A 24,771-nucleotide genomic window follows, 5' to 3' on the forward strand; every position below is an offset into this window, starting at 1 on the left:
TATAGATTTATATTAAATTCTAATATAGATAATTGCTAATGATATATAAAGGGGATGAGCAATAATGGCTAAAAATGAGAAAAAAGAAGAAGGTAAAAAAGGTGGAAAGGGATCAAAAATAATAATAATACTTTTGATAGTAATAATATTGGCTTTAGCTGGTGCAGTGGCTTATTTTGCAGTATTTGCAAAGAAAGGTAGTACTACTAAAACAGCTCAAGTTCAGCAAGCAGCAGTTCAAAGTAATGAAGAAGCAACTTATACTTTTGAAGAAATATTGACTAATTTGGCAGATCAAGATGCACAAAGATATATTAAAGTTAAAGTTTCTCTTGGTTATGATTCAAGTAATTCAAAGCTTAAAAGTGAACTTGAAGATACTAAGGAAGATATAAAAGCACCAATATTAGAGTCTGAAATTGTTAAAATACTTAGAAACCAAAAAGCAGCAGATTTTTCAGACCCAAAAAAAGTTGAAGAGATTAAAAAACAAATTCTAGATAATGTAAATCCACATCTAAAAAATGGAGTAATTTCTAACGTTTATTTCAGTGAATTATTAATTCAATAAACTATTATATTTTAAGGATGGTATGATATGGAAGCTACAGCATTAATGATATTAAAACTAGTAATATTTTTGCCGGTTATTATAATTTTGATTTATATATCACTAAAATATGGTGGTAATAAGCTTCAAGGTATGCAAAATGGTAAATATATAAAAGTTTTAGAGAAAACGCCTCTTTCAAAGGAAAGTAGCCTTGTAGTTGCAAAGATTGGATCGAGGGGATACGTGTTATCAAGTAGTGATGCTAAAGTTGAGATTTTAATGGAAATTGACGAGGATGAATTAAATTCCATTGGAGAAAATAAAAAGCTTCCAGAATACAAAAATGTTAATGAATTTTTAAAAGAGATTCAGAAAAAGCTAAGGATTAAAAAGGAAGGTTGAGATGAAAAATAAGAAAATTATAATGTTTATGGTGTTTTTAATATGTGCAATTTATTTTGGCAATAAAGCTTATGCGGCACCAACAACTTCTCAAACTATGTCTATACCTAAAGTAAGTGTTTCAATAGATAATAGCTCAAGTAATCCTAAAGACTTTGTAGATAACATAAAGCTGCTTGTTGTACTTACTGTGTTAACATTATTACCTTCTATAATAATATTAACAACAAGTTTTACAAGAATAATAGTTGTATTTGGATTTTTAAGGAATGCAATGGGAACACAGCAGTCGCCTCCAAATCAGGTATTAATAGGATTAGCTTTATTCCTTACAATGTTTATTATGATGCCAACCTATAACACAATAAATAAAAATGCTATTCAACCATATATGAGCGGTAAAATATCACAAGATACTGCACTTGCAGAGCTTGAAAAGCCTATGAGAAAGTTTATGGTTGCAAATACTTATAAAAAAGATCAGGAATTGTTTGTAGAGCTTGATAATTCAAAAAATAAGTATACAAAAGAAAATTTACCTATGCATGTAGTTATACCTGCATTTATAACAAGTGAATTAAAAACAGCATTTACTATTGGGTTCTTACTATATATACCATTTCTTATAATAGATTTAGTTGTTGGAAGTATATTAATGTCAATGGGTATGATGATGCTTCCGCCGGCTATGGTATCTATGCCATTTAAACTACTTTTATTTGTAATGGTTGATGGATGGTATCTTCTTGTTAAATCTCTTGTTTTGAGCTTTTCGAGGTGATATAAATGACAGAAAATATGATAATAACAGTAATGAAGGATGCAGTATATACGGGAATAATGGTTTCGGCTCCCGTACTTATAGTATCTCTTGTCATAGGATTAATAATAAGTATATTTCAAGCAACAACTCAAATCCAAGAACAGACACTTACATTTTTGCCTAAGCTCTTAGCTGCAATTGCGGTATTATTTATTACAGGAAGTTGGATGTTGCATATGATGACAGGTTTTATGTCAAGAATATTTGATATGATTACTAATATAACCCGTTAGGTGGGATAAAAGTGAATATTACTTATTTTACTTCGTTGTTCCTAATTTTTTTAAGAGTTTTTGCTTTTTTTATAGCTTTAGGAATTATTTTTCCTCAAAGCTTTCCTAACACAGGTAAGATGATACTTTCCATGGCTCTTGCTTTTTTTATTGCTCCATATATAAATTTGTCCAATGCTACAGTGCTTAACAACGGACTTGTATATATGTGGCAGTGTATGTGTGAAATTTTAACAGGTCTTATATTGGGGTTCTTTGCAAATTTAATTTTTGTATGTGCTAGAATTGGAGGACAGTTCATTGATTTTCAAATGGGATTTTCAATGATGTCAGCATACGACCCAACAACACAAACTAATGCTTCAATTATGGAAAGACTTTTTAACTTATTTGCTGTAGTTTTATTTTTTACAATTGATGGACACATAATGCTTATTAAAGAACTTGTAAATAGCTTTGCTGCTGTTAAGTTAGGTACTTTTGTAATAAATGATCAAAGTGTAATGGTTGCATTTAATGTATTTACTCAGTTTTTTATTATAGGAATTAGAATTGCATTGCCTATTATACTTGTTCTTTTGATGGCAGACTTAATATTAGGTATTGTATCTAGAACTGTACCACAATTAAATGTAATGGTACTTGGAGTTCCTATAAAGATATTGCTTGGACTTGCATGTATTATTATGATATTACCAATTATCATTAAACTTATGATATCTTCTTTTTCAGCGCTTCCTGATATATACAAGGGTTTTTATAAACTTATTCCTGCAGCACTTATTTTTGCTGATGGTGATAAAACCGAAAGCGCAACGCCTAGAAAACTTAATAAGGCAAAAAAGGAAGGCCAGGTTCCAAGAAGTAGGGAAGTGACATTGGCAACTACACTTATTACAATTACAGCTGTTTTAAGTATTTTTGGAAATAGTATTTTTCAAAACCTCAGAAATATGTTTGCTGTTTTTTTTCAAAGCTATCTTACAACAAATTTAACAGAAGAAAAATTAAGTAATATATTTAAGTTTGCAATTGTTAATGGAGGCAAAAATATACTTATATTCATTGTACCAATTATGATTGCTGGAATTGCGGGAAACTTATTACAAACAGGTTTTATGTTTATCACAGAAGGGTTAAAGCCTAATTTTGGAAAGCTAAATCCTGTACAGGGTATTAAAAGAATGTTTTCAATTACAACCTTTGTTGGAGTATTAAAGGACATTTTGGTAGTTATAGTAGTTGGTTTTGTTGGATATCAGTTTTTTATGAATAATTATAGTGATATTGTAAATATGAATAATTTAATAATTAATTATATACCAAGCAATTATTTATCGTATATAACTGATGTTTTCAAAAAAATAAGTATGATTATGATTGTAATAGCTGCAGGAGATTTTGCTTTTCAAAAGTATAAATTTAACAAGGATATGAAAATGACAAAGCAGGAAGTTAAAGATGAATTTAAGCAGGACGAAGGTGATCCTGAAATTAAGGGAAAACGAAAACAAAAGATGAGGGAAATTATTTCGAGAACAATGCTTACTAAGGTACCAGATGCAACTGTTGTTATTACTAACCCAACCCATTTAGCGGTAGCACTTAAATATGAAAGAGGTATAGATAGTGCGCCTACGGTAGTTGCTAAAGGAGCTGATAGAACAGCACTTAAAATAAAGGAAATAGCTAAGGAAAATGATGTGCCTATAATTGAAAATAAACCAATGGCTAGGTTACTATTTTCTAAAGTTGAGGTGGATCAAGAGATACCTATGGATATGTACCAAACAGTTGCTGAAATATTAGCAGTGGTATATAAATTAAAAAATAAAAGGTAAAGGTGATAACATTGGAAGAAGGCAGAAAATTAAATTTAAATTTAAAGGATAATTTTGATGTCATAGTATCATTGGTGATTGTCGGAATAGTCTTAATGATGATTATTCCACTGCCTGCTGGCATGCTAGATGTCTTAATTGCCATTAACATAGCATTTTCTGTAATAATTGTACTTATAACAATGTTTACGACAGAAGTTTTGCAATTTTCCGTATTTCCAACATTACTGCTTATTACTACTCTTTTTAGACTTGCACTTAATATTTCATCTGCAAGATTAATTTTAAGTACAGGGTATGCTGGAGAAATAATAAATGCTTTTGGTAGTTTTGTAATTGGTGGTAATTATGTTGTTGGTATCATAATATTTTTGATAATATTAGTAGTACAATTTATTGTAATTACCAACGGTGCGGGAAGAGTTGCTGAAGTGGCAGCCAGATTTACATTAGATGCTATGCCAGGAAAGCAAATGACTATTGATGCAGATTTAAATGCAGGCTTAATAACGGAAGATGAAGCTAAAAAAAAGAGAACTGATTTGCAACTTGAAGCAGACTTCTTTGGAGCTATGGATGGTGCTTCTAAATTTGTAAAGGGAGATGCAATAGCAGCACTTATAGTATGCGTAATAAATATTATTGGCGGTATTGTAATAGGTGTACTTATGCGTAATCTTCAATTAACACAAGCAGCTCAGGATTACACTAGGCTCACAATTGGTGATGGACTTGTAAGCCAAATACCAGCACTTTTAATTTCTGTTTCTACAGGTATACTTGTTACAAGATCAAAGAACAATAGAAGCCTTGGAAATGAACTTGTTAGTCAATTAAGTGCTTTTCCAAAGGTTCTAGCAATTGCAGCATTTGTACTTTTAGTTTTAGGTATTATACCTGGACTTCCTCATCTTGCATTTTTCATTCTTGCGGTAGCAACAGGTGTATGTGCATATTTACTTTATAAGGATGAAGTTAGTAGAAAAATTATGGAAGTTGAACATGAAAATAGAAAGATTATAGAAACTGAAAATAAGGAACCTGAGAATGTAATGAGCTTAATTTCAGTTGAACCTATGGAAGTTGAGATAGGATATGGTCTCATTCCACTTGCTGACGAAGCTTCTGGTGGTGATCTTCTTCAGAGAATTGCATCTGTTAGAAGGCAATGCGCTATTGAGATGGGTATTGTAGTTCAGCCAATAAGAATAAGAGATAATCTGCAGCTTAACACAAATGAGTATGTCTTTAAAATAAGGGGTACTGTAGTAGCACGTTCTGAATTAATGCCTAATATGCTTTTATGCATGGATCCTATGGAAGAAGGTACAGATATTCCAGGAATTAAAACTATTGAACCTACTTTTGGACTCCCTGCTATTTGGATAAATAACGACCAAAGAGAAGATGCTGAAATAAAAGGACTTACTGTTGTAGATCCAGTTACTGTTATGATTACTCACCTTACTGAAACTGTAAAAGGACATTCATATGAACTTCTTGGAAGACAGGAAGTAAAGGAAACAGTGGATTCTATGAAGGACAAATATTCTGCTGTTGTTGAGGAACTTATACCAGATTTACTTACAATTGGAGAACTTCAAAAGGTTTTACAGAACTTGCTTAAGGAAAAAGTGCCTATTAAAGATATGGTTACTATAATGGAATGTCTTGCGGATAATTCGAGAACAACAAAAGATATAGAGGTATTAACTGAATATGTAAGAATGGCACTTGGAAGAACAATTTGCAATAATATGTTAGATGGTGGGAATAGTATTACAGTGGCAACTGTAACGCCAGAGCTTGAAAAGCTTATTGAAAATAATATTCAAAAATCAGTGCATGGATCATTCCCTGCTATAAACCCAGATACAACAACTAAACTTTTAGATTCAATTAAGAATGTTATAAATACAGTGCAATTTAATGAAAATCAGCCAGCTATATTAGTATCACCAAAAATAAGACCAGCTTTTAGAAAACTTACAGAGATGGTTTTCCCAAATATAAATATTATATCTTTAAATGAAATTCCTAATGATGTTGAGATAAGAACTGAAGGAGTTGTTAGTTTATAATGATAATAAAAAAATACTTAGTTAAAGATATGAATGAGGCAATGACTAAGATTAAAAATGATCTTGGGATAGATGCCGTTATAATAAGTAGTAGAAAAATAAGAAAACCGGGAATAGGTGGATTGTTATCTAAAAAGGTTATAGAGGTAACTGCAGCTGTTGATAATTCAGAAAAAGAAGATAATGATTATGGCAAAATTCAAAACTCAACTAAGGAAGACAGCATCACTGCATTAAAAAAAGCAATGGAGAAACATTCTGAAAGAGCAAAGAATCAAGAACAAAAAATGGCTTTAGAAACATCAAAGCCAAGTTATTTTCAAAATGCTAAAGAAGAAAAATTGCTAAATGAAATGCAAGAGATGAAAAATCTAATAAGTGGTTTCGTTAAGAAAAGCTCTGAAGAAGAAAATTCAGTAATGCTAAAACTTAAGAACTCCGACATGAATGAGGAAGTTATTAAAGAATTACTCACAGAATTGCAAGATGGAAATGAAGAAGATTTAAAAAATATTGTTAAGAAACACATAAAGTTATCGGTGCCCAAAGAAAATGGAGTTATGGTTTTGGTAGGTCCAACAGGAGTTGGAAAAACAACAACCATTGCTAAGCTTGCAGGAAAATTTTCGCTTATGGAAAAAAAGAAAGTTGGCCTTATTACAGTAGATACATACAGAATTGGTGCAGTTGAACAGCTTCGTACTTATGCTGATATTATGAATATCCCTTTTAGTGTTGTTTTAACAATAAAGGAAATGGATCAGGCTATTAATAGTATGAAAGATTGTGATATAATATTAGTAGACACGACAGGAAGAAGCAGTAAAAATGAAATGCAGATATCCGAACTAAGGGCATTTATCGAAAGAACTCATAGCCAAAATATACATCTTGTATTAAGCTGTACAACAAAAGATAATGATATTAAGTCAATAGTAAGTGGATATAAGAAAATTAATTTTCAAAATGTTATAATTACAAAATTGGATGAAACCACAACTTATGGATCAGTTATAAACATATTGAAGTATACTGGCAAACCAATTAGTTATTTTACAACAGGACAAAATGTACCTGATGATATAAAAACGCTAACAGTAGAAGAAATAAGCAGTCTTATATTGGGGGAGGATACTGTATGTTAGATCAGGCACAGAGACTCAGAGAAATGGCTATGAGAGATCATATGCATAAAAAACCTAATGGCACAAAAGTTATTACAGTGACTTCTGGTAAGGGTGGTGTAGGTAAAAGTAATATAGTTGTAAATTTATCTATTACACTACAAAAAATGGGCAAAAAAGTGTTGATTTTTGATGCAGATGTTGGAATGGGTAATGATGATGTTCTTATGGGTTTTTTACCTAGATATAATATTTTTGATGTAATTTATAATGGTAAAGACATAAATGATGTTATTATAACTGGACCATATGGTGTTAAACTTCTACCTGGGGGATCAGGGATTGCAAAAATAAATGAATTATCGGAAGAACAAATTGATAATTTCTTGTTAAAGCTTTGCAATTTAAATGATCTTGATTATATAATAATGGATACTGGGGCAGGTGTTAATAGAAGTGTTCTTGGTTTTATAGCATGTTCAGATGAACTTGTGATAGTAACTACACCTGAGCCAACATCTCTTACAGATGCATATAGTTTATTTAAAGCAGTAGTACACTTTAAAATTAAATCAAATGCTAAAATTATAATTAATAGGGCATTTACTCATAAAGAGGGGGTTGAGACATACAAAAAATTTGCAGGTGTTGTAAATAAATTTATTAAAGCTGAAACAGAGTTCTTATGGAGTGTTTCAGATGATAGTAAATTAGTTCAAGCTGTGAGGAATCAGAAACCCGTTGTTATAAGCAGCCCTAATTGCAATGCTTCAAAGGACATAGAAATAATAGCTAAAAAAATTGAAGGTTTAACTTATGGAAAAAATGGTGTAGGAATAGAGGGGTTATTCAAAAAGATTTTTAATATTTTTTCATAAGGAGTTGTAGGTATGTATAACAATAGTATTAGTGTTAATAACAAATGTGAAATTATATGGGATAAAGATATATACAAAAGTAATGTTCAGGATATAACTGAAGAATACATAGCTATAAGTTTGCCAATAGCAAATGGTAGTTATGCAAATTTAGTAAAAAACGATAGAGTTGAAGTAATATATAGTACTGAAGATAGTTTATATTCATTTGAAACAAAGGTTATTGGAAGAAAAAAAGAAAAAAATATACCTATGATATTAGTTAGTATACCTGAAGAGGATCAAATAAAAAAAATACAAAGAAGAAGAAATTTTAGAATTGAATTATTTGAAAAGGTATTTTATAAGGTTTTTGATAAGGAGAATTTCAAGGAATCTTTGGTAAAAGGCATTTCAGGAAAAGTAGAAGAATTTTTACAAGGAACTATGGTTGATTTAAGCGGTGGAGGTATGAAACTATTAGTACAAGACAACATAGAGCTTGGGAGTTTTGTAATAGTTCAATTTGACATCCATGATAAGCAAATTGTTGCTGAAGGTGTTTGTGTAAGATGTATTAAACTTGAAAATGGTGAGTTTTCTTGTGGAATTGAGTTCAATGAAATAGATGGTAGGCAAAGGGAAAATATAATATCATATACGTTTGATATTATGAGAGAGCGTATGAAAAAAAGGTAGGAGGGTTTTATATGGCAGTAGCCGGTATTGTTGATGGAAGAGAAGAGATGATAAAAAAATATATACCACTTGTAAAGTATATAGCATCAAGAGTTATAATAGGTAAAGGTAAATATATTGATTATGAAGACTTAGTGGGTTATGGAATGATAGGTCTTATGGATGCTATGAATAAATTTGATGAAAGCAAAGGTATGAAGTTTTCAACTTATTCATCAATAAGAATCAAAGGGGCTATGATAGATGAACTTAGAAAAAATAGCCCCATATCAAAAGGAGCAATGGACAAGCTTAATAGGTATAATGCAGTAGTGGAATTACTTCAAAAGAAGCTTCTTCGTGAACCGACAGATAAAGAAATAGCTGGCGAACTTGGCATTCAACTTAAAGATGTAATGGAGATAGAAGGGTATATTAATTATATATCTGTAGTATCATTAGAAGATTTGATATTTTCAGAAGATGATGATATGCCGCTTATTGGTACAATAGAAGATGAAAAAAGTCCAAGCCCTGAAAGAACTTTAGAAGAAAAAGAAGAAATAGAATATTTAACAAAGGCATTGGATACATTAAATGAAAAAGATAAAGTTGTTTTAACGTTATATTATTATGAAGGACTTACTTTAAAACAAATTGGAAATGTATTAAGTGTATCAGAATCTAGAGTGTGTCAATTGCATACAAGGGCAATACTGCATTTGAAAAATGCGCTAAAAAAATTAAAATATAATTAATTTGGAGAGGATTTCATGTCTGTACTAATACTATTAATTATAGGGATAGCATTGATTTTTATAAATATAAAGGCTATTAAAAAAGAAAATAAAGTAGAAAATTTTGAAGACAATTTTAAAAATGCGGAAAGTAATATTAAAAATTATGATGTGGAAATTGGAAAGCTGAGAAAAGATTTTGCAGAAACTGTTTTGGAATTGCAAGAAGAAATAGAAGTATTAAAAGAAAAAATTGTGCAATTGGAAAAAGTTAAAAATATAACTAAAAAGAATGAATTAGTATACGATAATAAAAACATAGATGTTTTAGTAGGTGAAGATAGTAGGAAAGAAAATAAAAATGTTGAGGATGCTGCTGAAGTTAGTGATAGTAAAGATAAAAAAGTAGTTAAAGTAAAGGAAATGATGGACAGGGGTTATTCAGTAGATGAAATTTCAAAAGAACTCAATATAGGTAAGGGGGAAGTCCTATTAATTCAAAAATTATACATAAAATAGTTAAAGCATTAAATTTGATTTGTGATAGAAAAATTTTGCTAGGAATAGGGATAGGTATGCTATTTACTACGATTGTAATGTTTAGCATTAATTCTGGTCATACGATGAGTCGTGGAGAAATTGAGAATCAAGCATATCATTATGGAATGAAATATCCACAAGATATTAAAGGATATAAATAGAGATATACGCTTGAAACTTCAAAATCAATTTGTATCAAAATGCCGGTTTCTTGTCATTTTGATACAAATTGATTTTGGTAGTTGAAATGGTATATAAATGTTTTACAGAAAGGGTGCTTAGAATTATGGTAAGATCTTTTTATACAGCTGTATCTGGAATGATAGTACAGCAAGCTAAACAAGACGTTTTAAGTAATAATCTAGCAAATGCAAATACTGTTGGCTTTAAGAGTGATGATTTATTTTCAAAGGCATATGACGATGCAACTATACAGAATTATGCTAAACAGGTTAATGGTGTTCACCAGAGGACGATACTTGGAACTTTAAATTTAGGTAGTAAAATAGATGATACTACAACGGATTTTACAGGTGGAGACATTCAAGCAACTAACAGTGATAAAGATTTTGCTATAGATGGTAGAGGCTTTTTCACAGTTTACAGAGATGGCGTTGGAGCACAGAATTACTATACAAGAGATGGTCATTTTCATGTAAATATGAATGGATATCTTGTAAATGATTCTGGTGATTATGTTATGGGAACTAATCTTAATACTGGTGCTGATGAAAGAATCAATATAGGAAATGGCACAGTTGCATGTGATAATCTTGGCAACTTGGCAGTTGATGGTAAACCAGCTTATAAATTAGATTTAGTTGATTTTAATGACTACAGTACATTAAAAAAGGTTGGAGATAATTTGTATACTGGGCAAAATCCAATTAGAAATGCAACTGTAAATGTTGAAAATAAAGCACTTGAAGGATCTAACGTAAATATAATGACGGGTATGACAGATATGATGACTGCCATGAGGGAATTTGAAAGTGATCAAAAAGTAGTTCAAGAGATTGACGGAACTGTTAGTAAGGCTGTAAATGAAGTTGGAAAAGTATAAGCTTAAGAGGTGAACATTTATGTTTAGAATTATGTGGAATGGTACAAGTGGTATGTATGCAAATCAAGAGAAACTAGATGCAATATCTAATGACTTAGCAAACTTGGAAACCGTTGGATATAAAAGCGAGCAAGTTTCTTTTAGTAATTTGATGTATGAAACTTTAAAGAAAGATGGTTATCCTGTTTCTAGTGGCAAGACACCATCTACGGGAACTGGAGTTAAGGCTGATAGCTGGATAAGAGATAATAGTGAAGGTACTATAACTCAGACAAATAATAATACGGATTTTGCTATAGACGGTGAAGGGTATTTTAGAGTTACTACTCAGGATGGTTCTAAAGCATATGAAAGAAATGGGCAATTTTCCATAAATGACAATGGCAATTTGGTGGATGGAAATGGTAACTTATTAGATATTCAATATAATGCTGGCGTAAATCCTAATTCTGTTAAATTTACTAATAGCAATATTGTTATTACAGAAGATGGCGGCGTTGGAATTAAAGATACACAAAGCAATATTACTTCTATCGGAAAGATAAATTTGTATAATGCAGTTGGAGATAATTCTATGAGTTCCGCTGGTAATAATTTATTTGTTCCAAATCAGGGTGTACAAATGAATCAAGTAACTGGTTCTAAAATAAAACAAGGCTATATTGAAGGCTCAAATGTTGATTTGGCAACAAGTATGACAGATATGATAAAAGCACAGAGAGCTTACGAAATTTCATCTAAAAGTGTAAAAACTGCTGATGAAATGTGGGGAATGGTAAATAGCTTAGTTTCAAAGTAAGTGTAGTTTATGATATTAAATAAAATTAATAAAGCTAAGAGTGAAATATTTAAACTATCCTAAACTACACTTACTTTGAAGCTACAGTGGTTTAATGTAAAAATTCCTCCGTGCCTACGGAATTTTGGGCTAGTGAAAAAAATGATGTTAGAAACTAGTGGTGAAGATAACCGTACCAGAGGTGTGGACATAAGTCCATTAAGATTCTTGGACCAGAGTAATGTAGTATAACAAACTAAGCGGCAATTCAGCGCGAAAGCTTAAAAGCTTTCGTTGAATTGCCGCTTAGTTTTATTTAAGATTTTCTGTAGCAAAGCGGAAGAAAATCATCCTTCACTGTACTTTGTACTCTGTACTCCGTACTCTGCTTTATCCTAAAGTGCTTCTATTGTGTTTGTAATTGGAGGGATTACTTGTTTCTTTCTTGAAAGAACTCCAGGAAGGTATGCGGAATTATCTTTAAATGTTACATTAAATGTTTTTCCAACCAAATCCTTATCAGTTCCAGTTACAAAAGCAAGTGAACCTTCTTTTATTATATCTGTTAAAAGAAGTAGAAGTATATCGAAATTCTCTGAATCTGTTTTTTGATTCATATATTCAAGCATTTCAGCTTTATATTTTTCAAAACCTTCTAAGTCCATTGTGCTTACTTGGGAAACACCAATTTTTTTGCCACCAATAGTAAATATCTTATAATCTGTATTAAATATTTCTTCTACAGTCTTACCGTCAAGAGAAGTACCAGCCTTAAACATTTCGCTAGCGTAATCCTCAGCGTTTATACCTGCTATTTCACAAAGTCTTTTAAGCATTTCTCTATCTGTATCAGTAGTAGTTGGTGATCTAAAAAGAAGAGTATCTGAAATAATAGCTGAACATAATAATCCGGCAGCTTTTTTTGATGGTCTTATTCCATGTTCAAAGAACATAGATGCAACTATTGTACCAGTACAGCCAACAGGTTGATTTCTAAAGTATATTGGGTTTCCTGTTTGCATTCCACCTATTCTATGATGATCAATAATTTCTAGAATTTCTGCATCCTCAAGTCCATCTACTGTTTGAGATTTTTCGTTGTGGTCTACAAGAATTACCTTCTTTTTACTTTGGGAAATTAAATGATATCTTGATATAGATCCTACAACATTTTCATTTTCATCAATTACAGGATAACTTCTATATCTTGTATTAAGCATAACATCTTTAATATCTTCAACAAGATCAGAAGTTCTAAAGGAAACTATATTTTCTGTATTCATTACATAAGATATTGGTATGCTTTGAACAATAAGTCTAGAAGTTGTAAAAGAATCATAAGGTGTTGATATTATAGAAGTATGAGCCTCTTTAGCTTTACTAATTATTTCATCGCTTACTTTATGATTTCCAGCAACTATCATAAGTGAAGCTTTAGAATCGATAATAGTAGCTTGAGCATCTTTTCTATCACCACAAATTACAATATCTCCTTCTTCAATATGTTCTTCTGCACTACTTGGCTGCATTGCGGCAACAACTATTTTACCAGGAAATTTAGGATTTTCTTCATTTAAGAAAACTGTTTTTGCAGAAAGTGTATCTAGTATATTTTCAATTGTAGTATTACTTTTTGCTAGAATATTATTATCCCATATATCCATGTATGTTGATGTAATGTTTGATACTGAAGCGATTCCTTTTAAATTTCCATTTTCATTAACTATTGGCAAGGTTTTTACATTACTTTTATTCATAATTGACCATGCCATTTTTAAAGATATTTCAGAGGATATAGGTGCAGTATTATCAAAAGTTAAATCAGAAACCTGACACTTTAAAGTAGGCATTAATTCTGGTGCTTGAGCATTAAAATAGTCTAATGCAAATTGAGTTTCACGACTAGGTTCTCCAAGTCGTATTGGAATTGCTGTTTTAGAACCAATTTTGTTCTTTAATTCAGCATAAGCAATTGCTGAACATATTGAATCTGTATCTGGATTCTTATGTCCAGTTACATAAATAACATCTTTCATTTGTTACACATCCTTTTCGTTTATCTAGGGATAAACCATTTAAAATTCTAAATTTATTTGAAACGGTTTATCTGAGTAAGGCAATAAATACAATTATCTTTATCTTTAGCCTTTCTTTATTTTATATTCTAAAAGAGTAATTGTAAAGAGTTGTAGTCCATTTTTGCATAAATTATATATGTACAAGCATAAATTATTTATATATAGATATACTACTTGAAAAATTGAAATTGCAAATGTAGAGTTTATCCTGTTAAATTACAATTTTTAGAGCAGAGTACAAAGTACAAAGTACAGAGTACAAAGAAGGATGATTTGCCTTTCGTTTTACTCAGGCAAATCTTAAACTTAAATGGTGTCAGCTTCTCTCTGCGCCATCAATGGCGCAATTGCGCAGCAATAAAAAAATAAGTTTTGAGATTTTTCGTAGTGCTAACGGAGAAAATCGTCCTTCATTGTACTTTGTACTCTGTACTTTGTACTTTGGCTTCTCCTCGACAAATTGTAATTTTGCTGTTTCAACTGGTATATCTTTACTAAAAATTTAATCAAGTGTGTTTGCGATTAAAGAGAGTAGAGGGTGATAAGGTGATTAATGAAAATGAATTAATAACGGGATTGTCAGAAGAAGAAGTGATAAAAAGAAGAAAAAAATATGGGCTTAATGCAATACAAAAAAGAAAAAAAATATCTGCCATAAAGATATTTTTATCACAGTTTAATGATTTTATTATATGGGTTTTGATTGCAGCAACAATTATATCAGGATTTATGGGTGAAAAGGCTGATGCTATAACAATACTTATAATAATAGTACTAAATGCAGCCATGGGATTTATTCAAGAATTTAAAACAGAAAAGTCACTTGAAGCATTAAAGGAGCTCACAGCACCAACATCAAAAGTTTTGAGAGGAAAATCAATAAAGATAATAAATGCGGAAGAACTTGTACCTGGGGATATTATTTTAATTGAAAGTGGTGATAGAGTACCAGCGGATTCTATTATTTTGCAAGGTACTAATATAGTAGTAGATGAATCGCTTTTAACTGGTGAATCAGTTGGAGTTTATAAAAATGAAAAAAATAACAATATATATATGGGCACAATAGTTTTGACTGGCAAGGCTCAGGCTAAAGTAACTAACATTGGCATGGATACAGAAATGGGTAAAATAGCAAATATGCTTGAAAATATAGATGACGAAAAGACTCCGCTTAAACAAAAGTTATCCTCTCTTGGTAAAATACTTGTGGTTATTTGTATACTTATTTGTGTTATTGTAACTGCACTTGGAATAATGAGAGGACAGGATAAATATCAAATGTTTCTTGTTGGTGTAAGTTTGGCTGTGGCAGCTATTCCAGAAGGTCTTCCGGCTATAGTAACTGTTGCACTTGCATTAGGAGTTTCAAGAATGCTTAAAAGAAATGCTCTTGTAAGAAGATTGCCAGCTGTTGAAACTCTGGGATGTACATCTGTAATTTGTAGTGATAAAACTGGAACGCTTACACAAAACAAAATGACTGTAAAGGCAGTATATTATAATGATAGACTTTATGAAAAGGACAAGTATAGTGAAAGCAATTTTGAACTTTTAAAGAGAAGTTTTATTTATTGCAACGATTGCGATTATAATTTTACTAAAAAAAGCATTGATGAATGTTTATTTGGTGATCCAACAGAAACGGCACTTATACGAGCATTTTTTAATGATAGTTCTGCTCTTAAAAGTTTTCTAAGTAACGAAAATAGAATAAGTGAAATTCCATTTGATTCAACTAGAAAAATGATGTCTGTTGTAAGTAAAAGTTCTAGGGGAATATATTGTTATGTAAAGGGTGCGCCTGAGAGAATTATAGAAAGATGTAAATATATATATATAAATGGAGAGGTCCAATTGTTTACTTCCTCATATAAGGCAAAGGTTAATAGAGAACTTGAAAATATGTCTAAAAAGGCTCTTAGATGCATTGCTTGTGCATATAAAGATAAAGATATTTCAGAGGCACATAAAGAAAAAGATTTAATTTTCATTGGTATTGCAGGTATGATAGATCCTCCAAGACCTGAAGTAAAGGATGCTGTTTTAAAATGCAGAACTGCTGGCATAACTCCAATTATGATTACTGGAGATCATAAGAACACTGCTTTTGCCATTGGAAAAGAACTTGATATTTGCAATGATATATCTGAAGTTATGAGTGGAGAAGAATTAGATAAAACAAGTGAAGAAAAACTCAAAACCCTTGCGGGAAAAATTAAGATATTTGCAAGAGTAAGTCCAGAACATAAACTTAAAATAGTGAGGGCATTTAAGAGCAATAATAAAATAGTTGCAATGACAGGTGATGGTGTTAATGATGCGCCAGCAGTAAAAGAGGCTGACATAGGAATTTCAATGGGAATCTCGGGAACTGATGTAACTAAAGAAGCTTCAGCAATGATTTTGCTTGATGATAATTTTGCAACCATAATTTCTGCTGTTGAAGAGGGTAGGGTAATTTATAATAATATCAGAAAATTTATAAGATATCTATTATCCTGCAATTTGGGTGAAGTTATTACAATGTTTTTAGCATCACTATTTTATTTAGATACTCCACTTTTGCCAATACAAATATTACTTATAAATTTAGCAACAGATGGTCTTCCAGCTTTGGCATTAGGTGTTGATCCTGCAGATAAGGATATAATGTTGGAAAAGCCAAGAAGTAAAAATGAAGGTATTTTTTCACGGGGACTTGCTGAAAAAATAGTTATAAGAGGATGCCTCATTGGAGTTTGTACTGTATTATCTTTTGTAATTGCGCTGTATTTGGGATATACCTTAAGAACAAGTAGAACAATAGCGTTAGGTACTTTGATTATGTCTCAACTTATACATGTTTTTGAGTGTAGGTCAGAAAAACATTCTATATTTGAAATAAAATTATTTACTAATCCATACTTGGTTGGTGCTGTAAGTATTTCTATAACAATGCTTTTAATTGTAACATATATTCCGTTTATGCAAAGTGTATTTCATACATCACCTTTGAATTTATTTCAGTGGGTTATAGTAATATTCTTTTCTGGTTTTATTTCACTTGTAAATAGTGTTTACTTGTATTTCAATAATAAGTAACAAATTCACAATGCACGATGCACAATGAAATAATAAAAAGCAGTGAATTCACTGCTTTTTTATGTAACTTTATTTCATTCTTTTAACTTTTCTAGTTGTCTTTATTGGAGCGCTTTGACCATCAGTAGCTACTAAATCTTTTTTTGTAGTTAAATTTCGGATATTCATAATCTCAATAATTTCGCTTGATTGTTTGCTTTTTTTACCTTTTATACCTTTAAGACCTTGAACAATTACAAGGTTTCCTTGATTTAAAGTCATAAATTCTATTTTTTTAAACCACCTGTTTCTTTTGTAAACGCATTTAACAATTGTCTTACTTCTGTCAGGTTTAATTAAAACAGTTGCTATCAATTTATGAAAAATCCATAAAATGGTTTTAGTTTCGATTTTTACTGAAATTACATTACCCTGGACTTGAGTTAATCTATCACCATTCTTTTTTAAAAAGCTATCAGTATAGGATTGCTGCAATTTTTCTTTAAAACTCATATTAAAAACTCCTTTATGCTGAATTTAAGGGACTATTGCATTAATAATTAATTGAATAAATAATCTAAATTTTAGTGCAACGGCTCCAATAAGTGCATCAAATATTCTTTTGTATATTATAACATAGGTTAATGAATTTGTGAATACAATTACATATTTAGAATATTATTATAAGGAGAGGAGGGATTAAGGCATGTATAGAAAACTAACTCCTAATGATGTAATTTATAATAGTAATTTGGAAGAAAACATTATCCATGCAGATGATGAAGTTGAATTTGAGGAGTATGATACTTTATACAGTAATATAAAAAGTGGACTTCATATAAATGACTCAGGATATAATATATATATAGTTGATGGTTTTAGCAGAGATAAGTTAAATACAATTACAAATTATATAAGCAAAGTATTAAATCTAGAGTATAAACCAATGGATATATGTTATATTACGGAAGATAATTCTGAAAATATCACTAGCCTTAAGATGTCAGGAGGATGCGGAAACAAGTTAGTACAATATATAGATGAAATAAAAAAAATGTATTTAAAACTGACTTATGAATTTTATAATGAATATGAAAATAAAGAAAAAGAAGAAATAATAAATAGCATTCAAAATAAAAAGGAAGAGATTGTAAATGAAATAGTGGAAGATGCAAAAAAAAGCGGATTTCAGCTTAAAATTTCTGAAGCAGGATTTAATTTTATTCCAATTAAAGATGGCAGCGGAATGACAGAAAAAGAATATGAATTGCTTGATATGGAGAAAAGGGATAATATTTTAAAAGAAATAAAAGAACTTAAAAAAAAGGCTAGAAAGATATTTGATAAACTTAAAGCAGTAGAAGAAGATGAAATAGGTATGCTTAAAAAGTTTTTTAAGGATTTTTTTGTCCTTAAAACTCAAAGTTTAAAAGAGAAGTGTACCAATGAGCTTTACGAAAATTGTGAAGCCCGCAACTTTATAGATAAGATATGTATGGAAATAGAAAATGATTTAATAAAAAATTACACAATAAGCTACGAAAATGATGAAGCTAAAATAATAGAAATATTATCAAAATATTATGTAAATGTAATTGTTGATAACAGTGGAAATGATAAGGTTCCAGTTATTTATGAGGATGATCCAAATCTTGAAAATCTCATAGGCAGTATTAAGTATGAAAGTAACAATGGAACTTATATGACCGATATTAGTTTAATAAAAGCTGGTTCAATTCTAAAGGCAAATGGTGGATGTCTTATAATTAGAATAAATAACTTACTTTCATGTAGGTTATCATACTACTATCTAAAAAAAATACTTATGAGTGGCATGGTCGATTTGAATTATAATAATGGATATCTTGAAGCTATTTCATTAAATGGACTTAAACCAGAACCTATTCCTATTAAAGTTAAAGTTATACTAATAGGAAACTATGAATCCTATAATTTACTATATAATTTGGATGAAGATTTTAGAAATCTCTTTAAGGTTAAGGCTGAATACAATCCACTTATAATTGTAAGTGATTCTAGTAAAAAGGCTCTAGTTAAAACGTTAAATAGGTGCTCCACTGAGAGTGAGTTAAAAAGTTTAGATTTTTCAGCTATTCAGGAAATATCGAAATATCTAGCTAGAAAGGCTGAAAATAGAAATAAGTATTATTATGATTATGCTGATATTTCAAAAGTACTTACTTTTTCAAATGAATTAGCTAAAGGGGAAGATTGTAAAACCATAACAGGAGAGCATGTTAGAAAAGTTGTCTATAAGGAGGAATTAGTTGAAAGGCAAATTTCAGAAAGGTATAAAGAGGAAAAAATATTACTTGAAGTTGAAGGAAGCAAAATTGGTCAAATTAACGGGTTGTCAGTCATAGACTTAGGATATGCAGCTTTTGGAAAACCTATTAGGATAACATGCATTTGTCATAAAGGTGAAGGACATATTGTAGATATAAATAAGGAAAATTCACTTAGTGGAGAAATTCATTGTAAATCAATTAGCATACTTAAAGGATTGATGAACCAAATTTTTAGAGGTCACAACAGACTGCCAGTTGATTTTCGATTATGTTTTGAGCAGCTTTATGGAAAGCTTGATGGCGATAGTGCTTCTGTTGCGGAGGCCGTATGTATGCTATCAGCACTATCAAAGATTCCAATAAAGCAAAATATAGCTGTTACAGGTTCAATAAATCAATTTGGTGAGGTTCAGCCAATTGGAGGAGTTAATTATAAAATAGAAGGATTTTATAAGGTATGCAAAATGCATGATGTTATAAAATGTGGTGTTTTAATTCCAGAAAGTAATGTTGATAGTATAGTATTAAATAACGAAGTTGAAGAGGAAGTATTGAAAGGAGATTTTGATATTTATTCAATGAAAAATATTGAAGATGCAGTAAATGTTCTTATGGATACTAAGTGGGAAGATATGATAAAAGCGGCAAAAAGTGAATTTAGAAAGTATGTTGGTACAAGAAAACACTGAATTCAATTCACAATTCACAGTTCACAATGCACAATGAAGGAGGATTTGCCTTCCTTTCGTCAGGTAAATCTTAAATTTAAACATTATAAGCTTCGCTTAGCACCATTTATGGTGCTATTGCGAAAGCAATAAAAAAATTAAATTTAAGGTTTTCTGTAGCTTTGCTACAGAAAATCTCCATTCATTGTGCATCGTGAATTATGAATTGCTTAAACATTAAATCTGAAAAATACTACGTCGCCTTCCTGCATTATATAATCTTTACCTTCAAGTCTGTACAGTCCTTTTTCTTTTGCAGCAGATTCGGAACCGCAAGCTACAAGGTCATCATATGAAATTACTTCTGCGCGGATAAATCCTCTTTCAATATCTGTATGTATCTTTCCTGCAGCTTTTGGAGCTTTTGTTCCATTAACTATTGTCCAAGCTCTAACTTCATCTGGTCCAGCAGTTAAGAAGCTCATAAGTCCGAGTAATTTATAGCTCTTTTCTACCAATCTATCTAATCCAGAAGATTCAAGTCCATATTCATCTAACATTTCCTTTTGTTCTTCATCGTTTAGTGAAGAAAGCTGTTCTTCAAGACTTGCGCAAATAGGTATAACTTCTGAATGTTCCTTCTCTGCAAGTGCTTCAACTCTTTTTACAAGTTCATTTTCCATATTACCAGAAAGTACATCGTCCTCAGAAACATTAGCAGCATATAAAACAGGCTTTGATGTTAAAAGAAATAAAGTTTTTACAAATTCATTTTCATCATCTGTAAATTCAAGAGTTCTAACAGGCTTGCCTTCTTCAAGTTGCTTTTTTATTCTTTCTAGTATAGCCATTTCTTCTTTTGCTTTTTTATCACCTGAACGTACTGCTTTTATTGTTTTTTCTATTCTTTTGTCAATTATGTCTAAGTCGGAAAATACTAATTCAAGACTAATGGTTTCAATATCTCTTATGGGATCAACACTTCCATCAACATGAACAATATTTTCATCTTGGAAACATCTTACAACATGAACTATTGCAGCAGATTCTCTTATATGTGAAAGAAATTTATTACCAAGACCTTCACCTTTGCTTGCACCTTTTACAAGGCCTGCTATATCATAAAATTCTATGCTTGTGTGTACTTTCTTTTTAGAAGTATACATTTTCTCAAGTACATCTAGTCTACTATCAGGAACTGCCACAACTCCTACATTAGGTTCTATTGTACAGAAAGGATAATTTGCAGATTCTGCACCGGCTTTTGTTATAGCATTAAATAAAGTACTTTTACCAACATTAGGCAATCCAACTATTCCTAATCTCATTTATACGTAACATTCCTTTCTTGAAGTATATTAATATGGATATGCAATTTTAATGAAGTTTTCACATTGAATAATTAATTTAATCATAAATTAAAATTATTGCGAACCTTTATTCAGGGTACAGATTACAGATGACAGAGTACAGTTAGGGATGATTTACCTTTTCTTACGTCAGGTAAATCTTAAACTTAAATGTTGTCAGCTTTGCTGAACAACATTAATAATATAGCGATTGCGTAAGCAATCAAAAAATAAGTTATAAGATTTTCTGTAGCAAGGCGGAAGAAAATCATCCTTCACTGTACTCTGTACTCTGTCAGTTGTACTCTGAATAATGGTTCGTAATATTTAAATTTAGTAAAGTAATTCCATTAAAATTTCAATATCTACCATTTAAATATACACTACTTAATAATCTTTATAAATTATACTCTAGAATGGGGATTTATTCAATACACATATCTGGGGCTTGGGCTTTAGCCCATAAAGATTCTTGAACCCCATAAAAATACTTTCAAATGCAACAGAAAAAATAAACGTTTAAAGGAAAACTTTTGCCTGGGGCTTGGGCTTTAGCCCATAAAGATTCTTGAACCCCATAAAAATACTTTCAAATGCAACAGGAAAAAATAAACGTTTAAAGGAAAACTTTGGTATGGGGCTTGGGCATGTGAATTTTATTAATGCTAGCAGGATAGAATTGGTATTTGCAATTTCAATGTTCCAAGTTTATCCTGACAAATTACAATTTAACACAGAGTACGGAGTACAGAGTACAACGAAGGATGATTTTTCTCCGTTAGCACTGCGAAAAATCTGAAAACTTATTTTTTTATTGCTGCGCAATCGCGCCATACATGGTGCTCAGCGAAGCTGACAACATTAAGTTTAAGATTTACCTAAGCAAAGCAAAAGGTAAATCATCATTCACTGTACACTGTACTCTGTACTCTGCTCGACAAATTGTAATTTAACAGGATGAATTTGGTATAATTAATTTTAACTTTTAAAATTGTTTATCTATATAGATAGACAACTTGAAACATTGAAATTATAAATACCAAATGTATCCTTATGCTAATATTTTCAATTCACAATTCACAATGCACAATGAAGGATGATTTTTCTACGTAAGCGTAGAAAAATCTGAAAACTTATTTTTTATTGCTTACGCAACAGCACCATATATGGTGCTTGCGAAGCTGATAATATTTAAATTTAAGATTTACCTGAGAGAAGCGAAAGGTAAATCATCCTTCATTGTGAATTGTGCATCGTGAACTGTGAATTGAAAAATATTGCTGCCAGGATAAACTTGGAATTTCCAATTTTAATGTTCCAGATTGTATATCTATATGACAGAATAAAATTACATACTTAAGCAAAAGCTACTTCTAAACTTTATTCTTAAGATTTAAGATATATTGTCAAACTAGAAATTAAATCAGAGTACAATGATTCAAATTATAATTTAATTAGGATATGTTTCACTTTTAAAATTTCCATATTTTATGTGATATTCATAAGTTTGTTTGTTCTATTGTTAAATAATAAGAAAGTTTTCAAAAAAAACTTTAAAAATTTTAAACTTTTCACTTTAAAAGAAGGAATATTTATATTATTATAGAATATATAGATTGTGGTTAAAAGTGGTTGAAAGTGGTGTAAAAAATACACAATGGGGTGGAAAAATGTTTATAGGTGAATATGAACATGCATTGGATAGTAAAAACAGAATAATCATTCCATCGAAATTCAGAGAAGAAATAGGAGATAATTTTGTACTTACAAAAGGATTAGATGGTTGTTTATATGCTTACCCCTTAAATGAATGGAAAGTTCTTGAGGAAAAATTAAAAAAATTACCGCTTACTAGCAAGGATGCAAGGGCATTTGTTAGATTTTTCTTTTCAGGAGCAAATGAAATTAGCATAGATAAACAAGGCAGAGCTTTGATACCACAAAATTTAATTAAATATGCGACTATAAATAAAGAACTTGTTAGCATAGGAGTATCAACAAGAATAGAAATATGGAGCAAGGAAAAATGGAATGAATACAATGATTCGGACGTAGATATGGATGCAATAGCCGAAAAAATGAGTGAACTTGGAATATGATAAGGAGAATAGCAATGGAGTTTAAACATGTTTCTGTACTATTAAATGAAGTAATAGAAGAACTTAAAATAAAAGAGGATGGAATTTATGTAGATTGCACACTTGGTGGAGCTGGTCATTCTAGTGAAATATTAAAAAGATTGTCACAAAAAGGAAGACTTATAGGTATAGATCAAGATACTGATGCCTTAAAAGCTGCTAGTGAGAAATTAAAGGATTACAATAATGTAACTTATGTACATAACAATTTTTATAATATAAAAAACATATTAGAAGATTTAAATATAGAAAAGGTTGATGGTATTTTAATGGATCTTGGGGTATCATCTTACCAACTTGATAAACCGGAAAGAGGATTTAGCTATATGCATGATGCACCTCTCGACATGAGAATGAATAAGGATAGTAAATTTTCTGCATTTGATGTAGTTAATAACTATGATGAACAAAAACTTTATAAGGTAATAAAAGACTATGGTGAAGAAAAATTTGCAAAGAGAATTGCTGGTTTTATTGTAGAGAAAAGAAAAGAAGGAGATATAAAATCTACATTAGAGTTAGTTGATGTAATAAAAAGTGCAATTCCAGCAAGATTTAGAAGGGAAGGACCACATCCAGCTAAAAGGACTTTTCAGGCAATAAGGATTGAGGTAAACAAGGAACTTGAAATTTTAAATAAGACTATAGAGGATGGAATAAATAAGTTAAATGTTAGTGGAAGAATGTGTATAATAACATTTCATTCTCTTGAGGATAGAATTGTTAAAAATAAATTTAAAGAACTTAAAGATCCTTGTACATGTCCTAAGGATATGCCAATATGTGTATGCGGCAAAAAGCCTGAAATTGAAATAATAACAAGAAAACCTATAGAACCTTCAGAAGAAGAAGTAAATGATAATCCAAGAAGTAGAAGTGCAAAATTAAGGGTGGCAGAAAAAATTATATAGTTAATGGTTATAATATGATGAGAGGTGAATAAAATGATAATGGCAGATAAAAAATTCTCAGTTAATGGAAATACTGCGCTGGTACCAGAAAGAAAAACATATGAAAATTCAGAAGAAGAAAAGTATAAAAAAATAAGGGAATCTCAAAGAGAAGTACTGAGAAGAAAAAAACACTTGAAGCTTAAGAGTCAAGCAAGAATAATTATGTCAATAGTCATTATATTTATTATGGGAATAACCATAATATATAGGTATTCTGAAATTTATACTATGCAGGATAAATTGTTAAATTTGCAGAATGAAGAGAAAAATATAACAAGTCAAAATGAAAATTTAAAATATAAGTTATCAAGCTATGATGACATAAAAGAAATACAAAAGAATGCAACTGAAAAATTACATATGATTCAGCCAAATGATTCTAATGTGGTTCACGTTAATTTAAGTAAGAACAGCATTACGGTAAAAAAAGATGGCAATACAAATAACAAAAGTAAAAATATATTTGAGGTTATAATGAGCAAGTTATTTTTATGGAGGTAGCC

23 protein-coding genes are annotated in these 24,771 nt (G+C 30.5%); 20 read left to right on the top strand and 3 right to left on the bottom strand.

All coding sequences use genetic code 11. The features are described 5' to 3' along the window. Positions 1 to 64 precede the first annotated feature (64 nt). The 14 genes from CUEA01_RS05845 (at position 65) to CUEA01_RS05910 (ending at position 11,731) form a co-directional block, all read left to right on the top strand. Positions 65 to 571 (top strand): flagellar basal body-associated FliL family protein, encoded by a 507-nt coding sequence (locus CUEA01_RS05845; RefSeq protein WP_234119854.1) that lies wholly within the window; start codon positions 65 to 67, stop codon positions 569 to 571. A 27-nt stretch (positions 572 to 598) separates the two neighbouring features. Beyond that, positions 599 to 955: a flagellar biosynthetic protein FliO gene (gene fliO / locus CUEA01_RS05850; RefSeq protein ID WP_234119856.1), complete on the top strand. Its 357-nt coding sequence runs from the start codon at positions 599 to 601 to the stop codon at positions 953 to 955. Position 956: 1 nt separating this feature from the next. Continuing rightward, positions 957 to 1,736 (top strand): flagellar type III secretion system pore protein FliP, encoded by a 780-nt coding sequence (gene fliP, locus CUEA01_RS05855; protein WP_234119871.1) that lies wholly within the window; start codon positions 957 to 959, stop codon positions 1,734 to 1,736. A gap of 5 nt (positions 1,737 to 1,741) precedes the next feature. Continuing rightward, positions 1,742 to 2,011: a flagellar biosynthesis protein FliQ gene (gene fliQ, locus CUEA01_RS05860; RefSeq protein ID WP_234119873.1), complete on the top strand. Its 270-nt coding sequence runs from the start codon at positions 1,742 to 1,744 to the stop codon at positions 2,009 to 2,011. 11 nt (positions 2,012 to 2,022) lie between these two features. Beyond that, on the top strand, positions 2,023 to 3,852 hold the full coding sequence (locus tag CUEA01_RS05865; protein WP_234119886.1) for a fused FliR family export protein/FlhB family type III secretion system protein: 1,830 nt from the start codon (positions 2,023 to 2,025) through the stop codon (positions 3,850 to 3,852). A 2-nt stretch (positions 3,853 to 3,854) separates the two neighbouring features. Beyond that, entirely contained in the window at positions 3,855 to 5,933 is a 2,079-nt protein-coding gene (flhA, locus tag CUEA01_RS05870) for a flagellar biosynthesis protein FlhA (RefSeq protein ID WP_234119888.1), read from the top strand. Then, on the top strand, positions 5,933 to 7,078 hold the full coding sequence (gene flhF / locus CUEA01_RS05875; protein WP_234119890.1) for a flagellar biosynthesis protein FlhF: 1,146 nt from the start codon (positions 5,933 to 5,935) through the stop codon (positions 7,076 to 7,078). Before flhA ends, flhF begins: the two co-directional genes overlap by 1 nt. Then, a complete protein-coding gene (locus CUEA01_RS05880) occupies positions 7,072 to 7,935 on the top strand; it encodes a MinD/ParA family protein (protein ID WP_234119898.1) in 864 nt (287 codons plus the stop codon). Before flhF ends, CUEA01_RS05880 begins: the two co-directional genes overlap by 7 nt. A gap of 12 nt (positions 7,936 to 7,947) precedes the next feature. Continuing rightward, complete coding sequence (locus CUEA01_RS05885; RefSeq protein ID WP_234119905.1) at positions 7,948 to 8,613, top strand: flagellar brake protein; 666 nt, start codon at positions 7,948 to 7,950, stop codon at positions 8,611 to 8,613. An 11-nt stretch (positions 8,614 to 8,624) separates the two neighbouring features. Beyond that, a complete protein-coding gene (locus CUEA01_RS05890) occupies positions 8,625 to 9,350 on the top strand; it encodes a FliA/WhiG family RNA polymerase sigma factor (RefSeq protein WP_234119907.1) in 726 nt (241 codons plus the stop codon). 15 nt (positions 9,351 to 9,365) lie between these two features. Then, complete coding sequence (locus tag CUEA01_RS05895) at positions 9,366 to 9,848, top strand: DUF6115 domain-containing protein (protein WP_234119909.1); 483 nt, start codon at positions 9,366 to 9,368, stop codon at positions 9,846 to 9,848. Positions 9,849 to 9,883: 35 nt separating this feature from the next. Continuing rightward, entirely contained in the window at positions 9,884 to 10,030 is a 147-nt protein-coding gene (locus tag CUEA01_RS05900) for a hypothetical protein (protein ID WP_234119911.1), read from the top strand. 125 nt (positions 10,031 to 10,155) lie between these two features. Next, on the top strand, positions 10,156 to 10,932 hold the full coding sequence (locus tag CUEA01_RS05905) for a flagellar hook-basal body complex protein (RefSeq protein ID WP_234122131.1): 777 nt from the start codon (positions 10,156 to 10,158) through the stop codon (positions 10,930 to 10,932). A 19-nt stretch (positions 10,933 to 10,951) separates the two neighbouring features. Beyond that, a complete protein-coding gene (locus CUEA01_RS05910) occupies positions 10,952 to 11,731 on the top strand; it encodes a flagellar hook-basal body complex protein (protein ID WP_234119912.1) in 780 nt (259 codons plus the stop codon). A 374-nt stretch (positions 11,732 to 12,105) separates the two neighbouring features. Here the strand turns inward: CUEA01_RS05910 and CUEA01_RS05915 are convergent, their stop codons facing one another. Beyond that, complete coding sequence (locus CUEA01_RS05915) at positions 12,106 to 13,746, bottom strand: putative manganese-dependent inorganic diphosphatase (RefSeq protein WP_234119914.1); 1,641 nt, start codon at positions 13,744 to 13,746, stop codon at positions 12,106 to 12,108. Positions 13,747 to 14,334: 588 nt separating this feature from the next. On the opposite strand from CUEA01_RS05915, the gene CUEA01_RS05920 reads away from it, so the two are divergent. Then, positions 14,335 to 16,872, top strand: coding sequence for a calcium-translocating P-type ATPase, PMCA-type (locus tag CUEA01_RS05920; protein WP_234119924.1), 2,538 nt, complete (start codon positions 14,335 to 14,337; stop codon positions 16,870 to 16,872). Positions 16,873 to 16,941: 69 nt separating this feature from the next. Here CUEA01_RS05920 and CUEA01_RS05925 read toward each other — a convergent pair whose 3' ends face one another. Beyond that, positions 16,942 to 17,364 carry a hypothetical protein gene (locus CUEA01_RS05925; RefSeq protein WP_234119927.1) on the bottom strand — a complete coding sequence of 141 codons (423 nt, stop codon included), beginning with the start codon at positions 17,362 to 17,364 and terminating at the stop codon, positions 16,942 to 16,944. Between the two features lie 193 nt (positions 17,365 to 17,557). Between CUEA01_RS05925 and CUEA01_RS05930 the strand changes: the two genes are divergently transcribed. Further along, entirely contained in the window at positions 17,558 to 19,849 is a 2,292-nt protein-coding gene (locus tag CUEA01_RS05930; RefSeq protein WP_234119928.1) for an AAA family ATPase, read from the top strand. Positions 19,850 to 20,058: 209 nt separating this feature from the next. Here the strand turns inward: CUEA01_RS05930 and ychF are convergent, their stop codons facing one another. Further along, positions 20,059 to 21,156, bottom strand: coding sequence for a redox-regulated ATPase YchF (ychF, locus tag CUEA01_RS05935; protein ID WP_234119932.1), 1,098 nt, complete (start codon positions 21,154 to 21,156; stop codon positions 20,059 to 20,061). Positions 21,157 to 21,745: 589 nt separating this feature from the next. Here ychF and CUEA01_RS05940 point away from each other — a divergent pair. The 4 genes from CUEA01_RS05940 (at position 21,746) to CUEA01_RS05955 (ending at position 24,769) form a co-directional block, all read left to right on the top strand. After that, positions 21,746 to 21,976, top strand: a complete 231-nt coding sequence (locus tag CUEA01_RS05940; RefSeq protein WP_234119933.1) for a hypothetical protein — start codon at positions 21,746 to 21,748, stop codon at positions 21,974 to 21,976. 871 nt (positions 21,977 to 22,847) lie between these two features. Beyond that, positions 22,848 to 23,276 (top strand): division/cell wall cluster transcriptional repressor MraZ, encoded by a 429-nt coding sequence (mraZ, locus tag CUEA01_RS05945; protein ID WP_234119934.1) that lies wholly within the window; start codon positions 22,848 to 22,850, stop codon positions 23,274 to 23,276. 14 nt (positions 23,277 to 23,290) lie between these two features. Further along, positions 23,291 to 24,226 carry a 16S rRNA (cytosine(1402)-N(4))-methyltransferase RsmH gene (gene rsmH, locus CUEA01_RS05950; RefSeq protein WP_234119937.1) on the top strand — a complete coding sequence of 312 codons (936 nt, stop codon included), beginning with the start codon at positions 23,291 to 23,293 and terminating at the stop codon, positions 24,224 to 24,226. A 33-nt stretch (positions 24,227 to 24,259) separates the two neighbouring features. Next, positions 24,260 to 24,769: a septum formation initiator family protein gene (locus CUEA01_RS05955; protein WP_234119947.1), complete on the top strand. Its 510-nt coding sequence runs from the start codon at positions 24,260 to 24,262 to the stop codon at positions 24,767 to 24,769. The last annotated feature ends 2 nt before the right edge of the window (positions 24,770 to 24,771 follow it).

This window comes from Clostridium hydrogenum, assembly GCF_021432385.1.
GTDB classification, from domain to species: Bacteria; Bacillota; Clostridia; order Clostridiales; family Clostridiaceae; genus Clostridium_S; species Clostridium_S hydrogenum.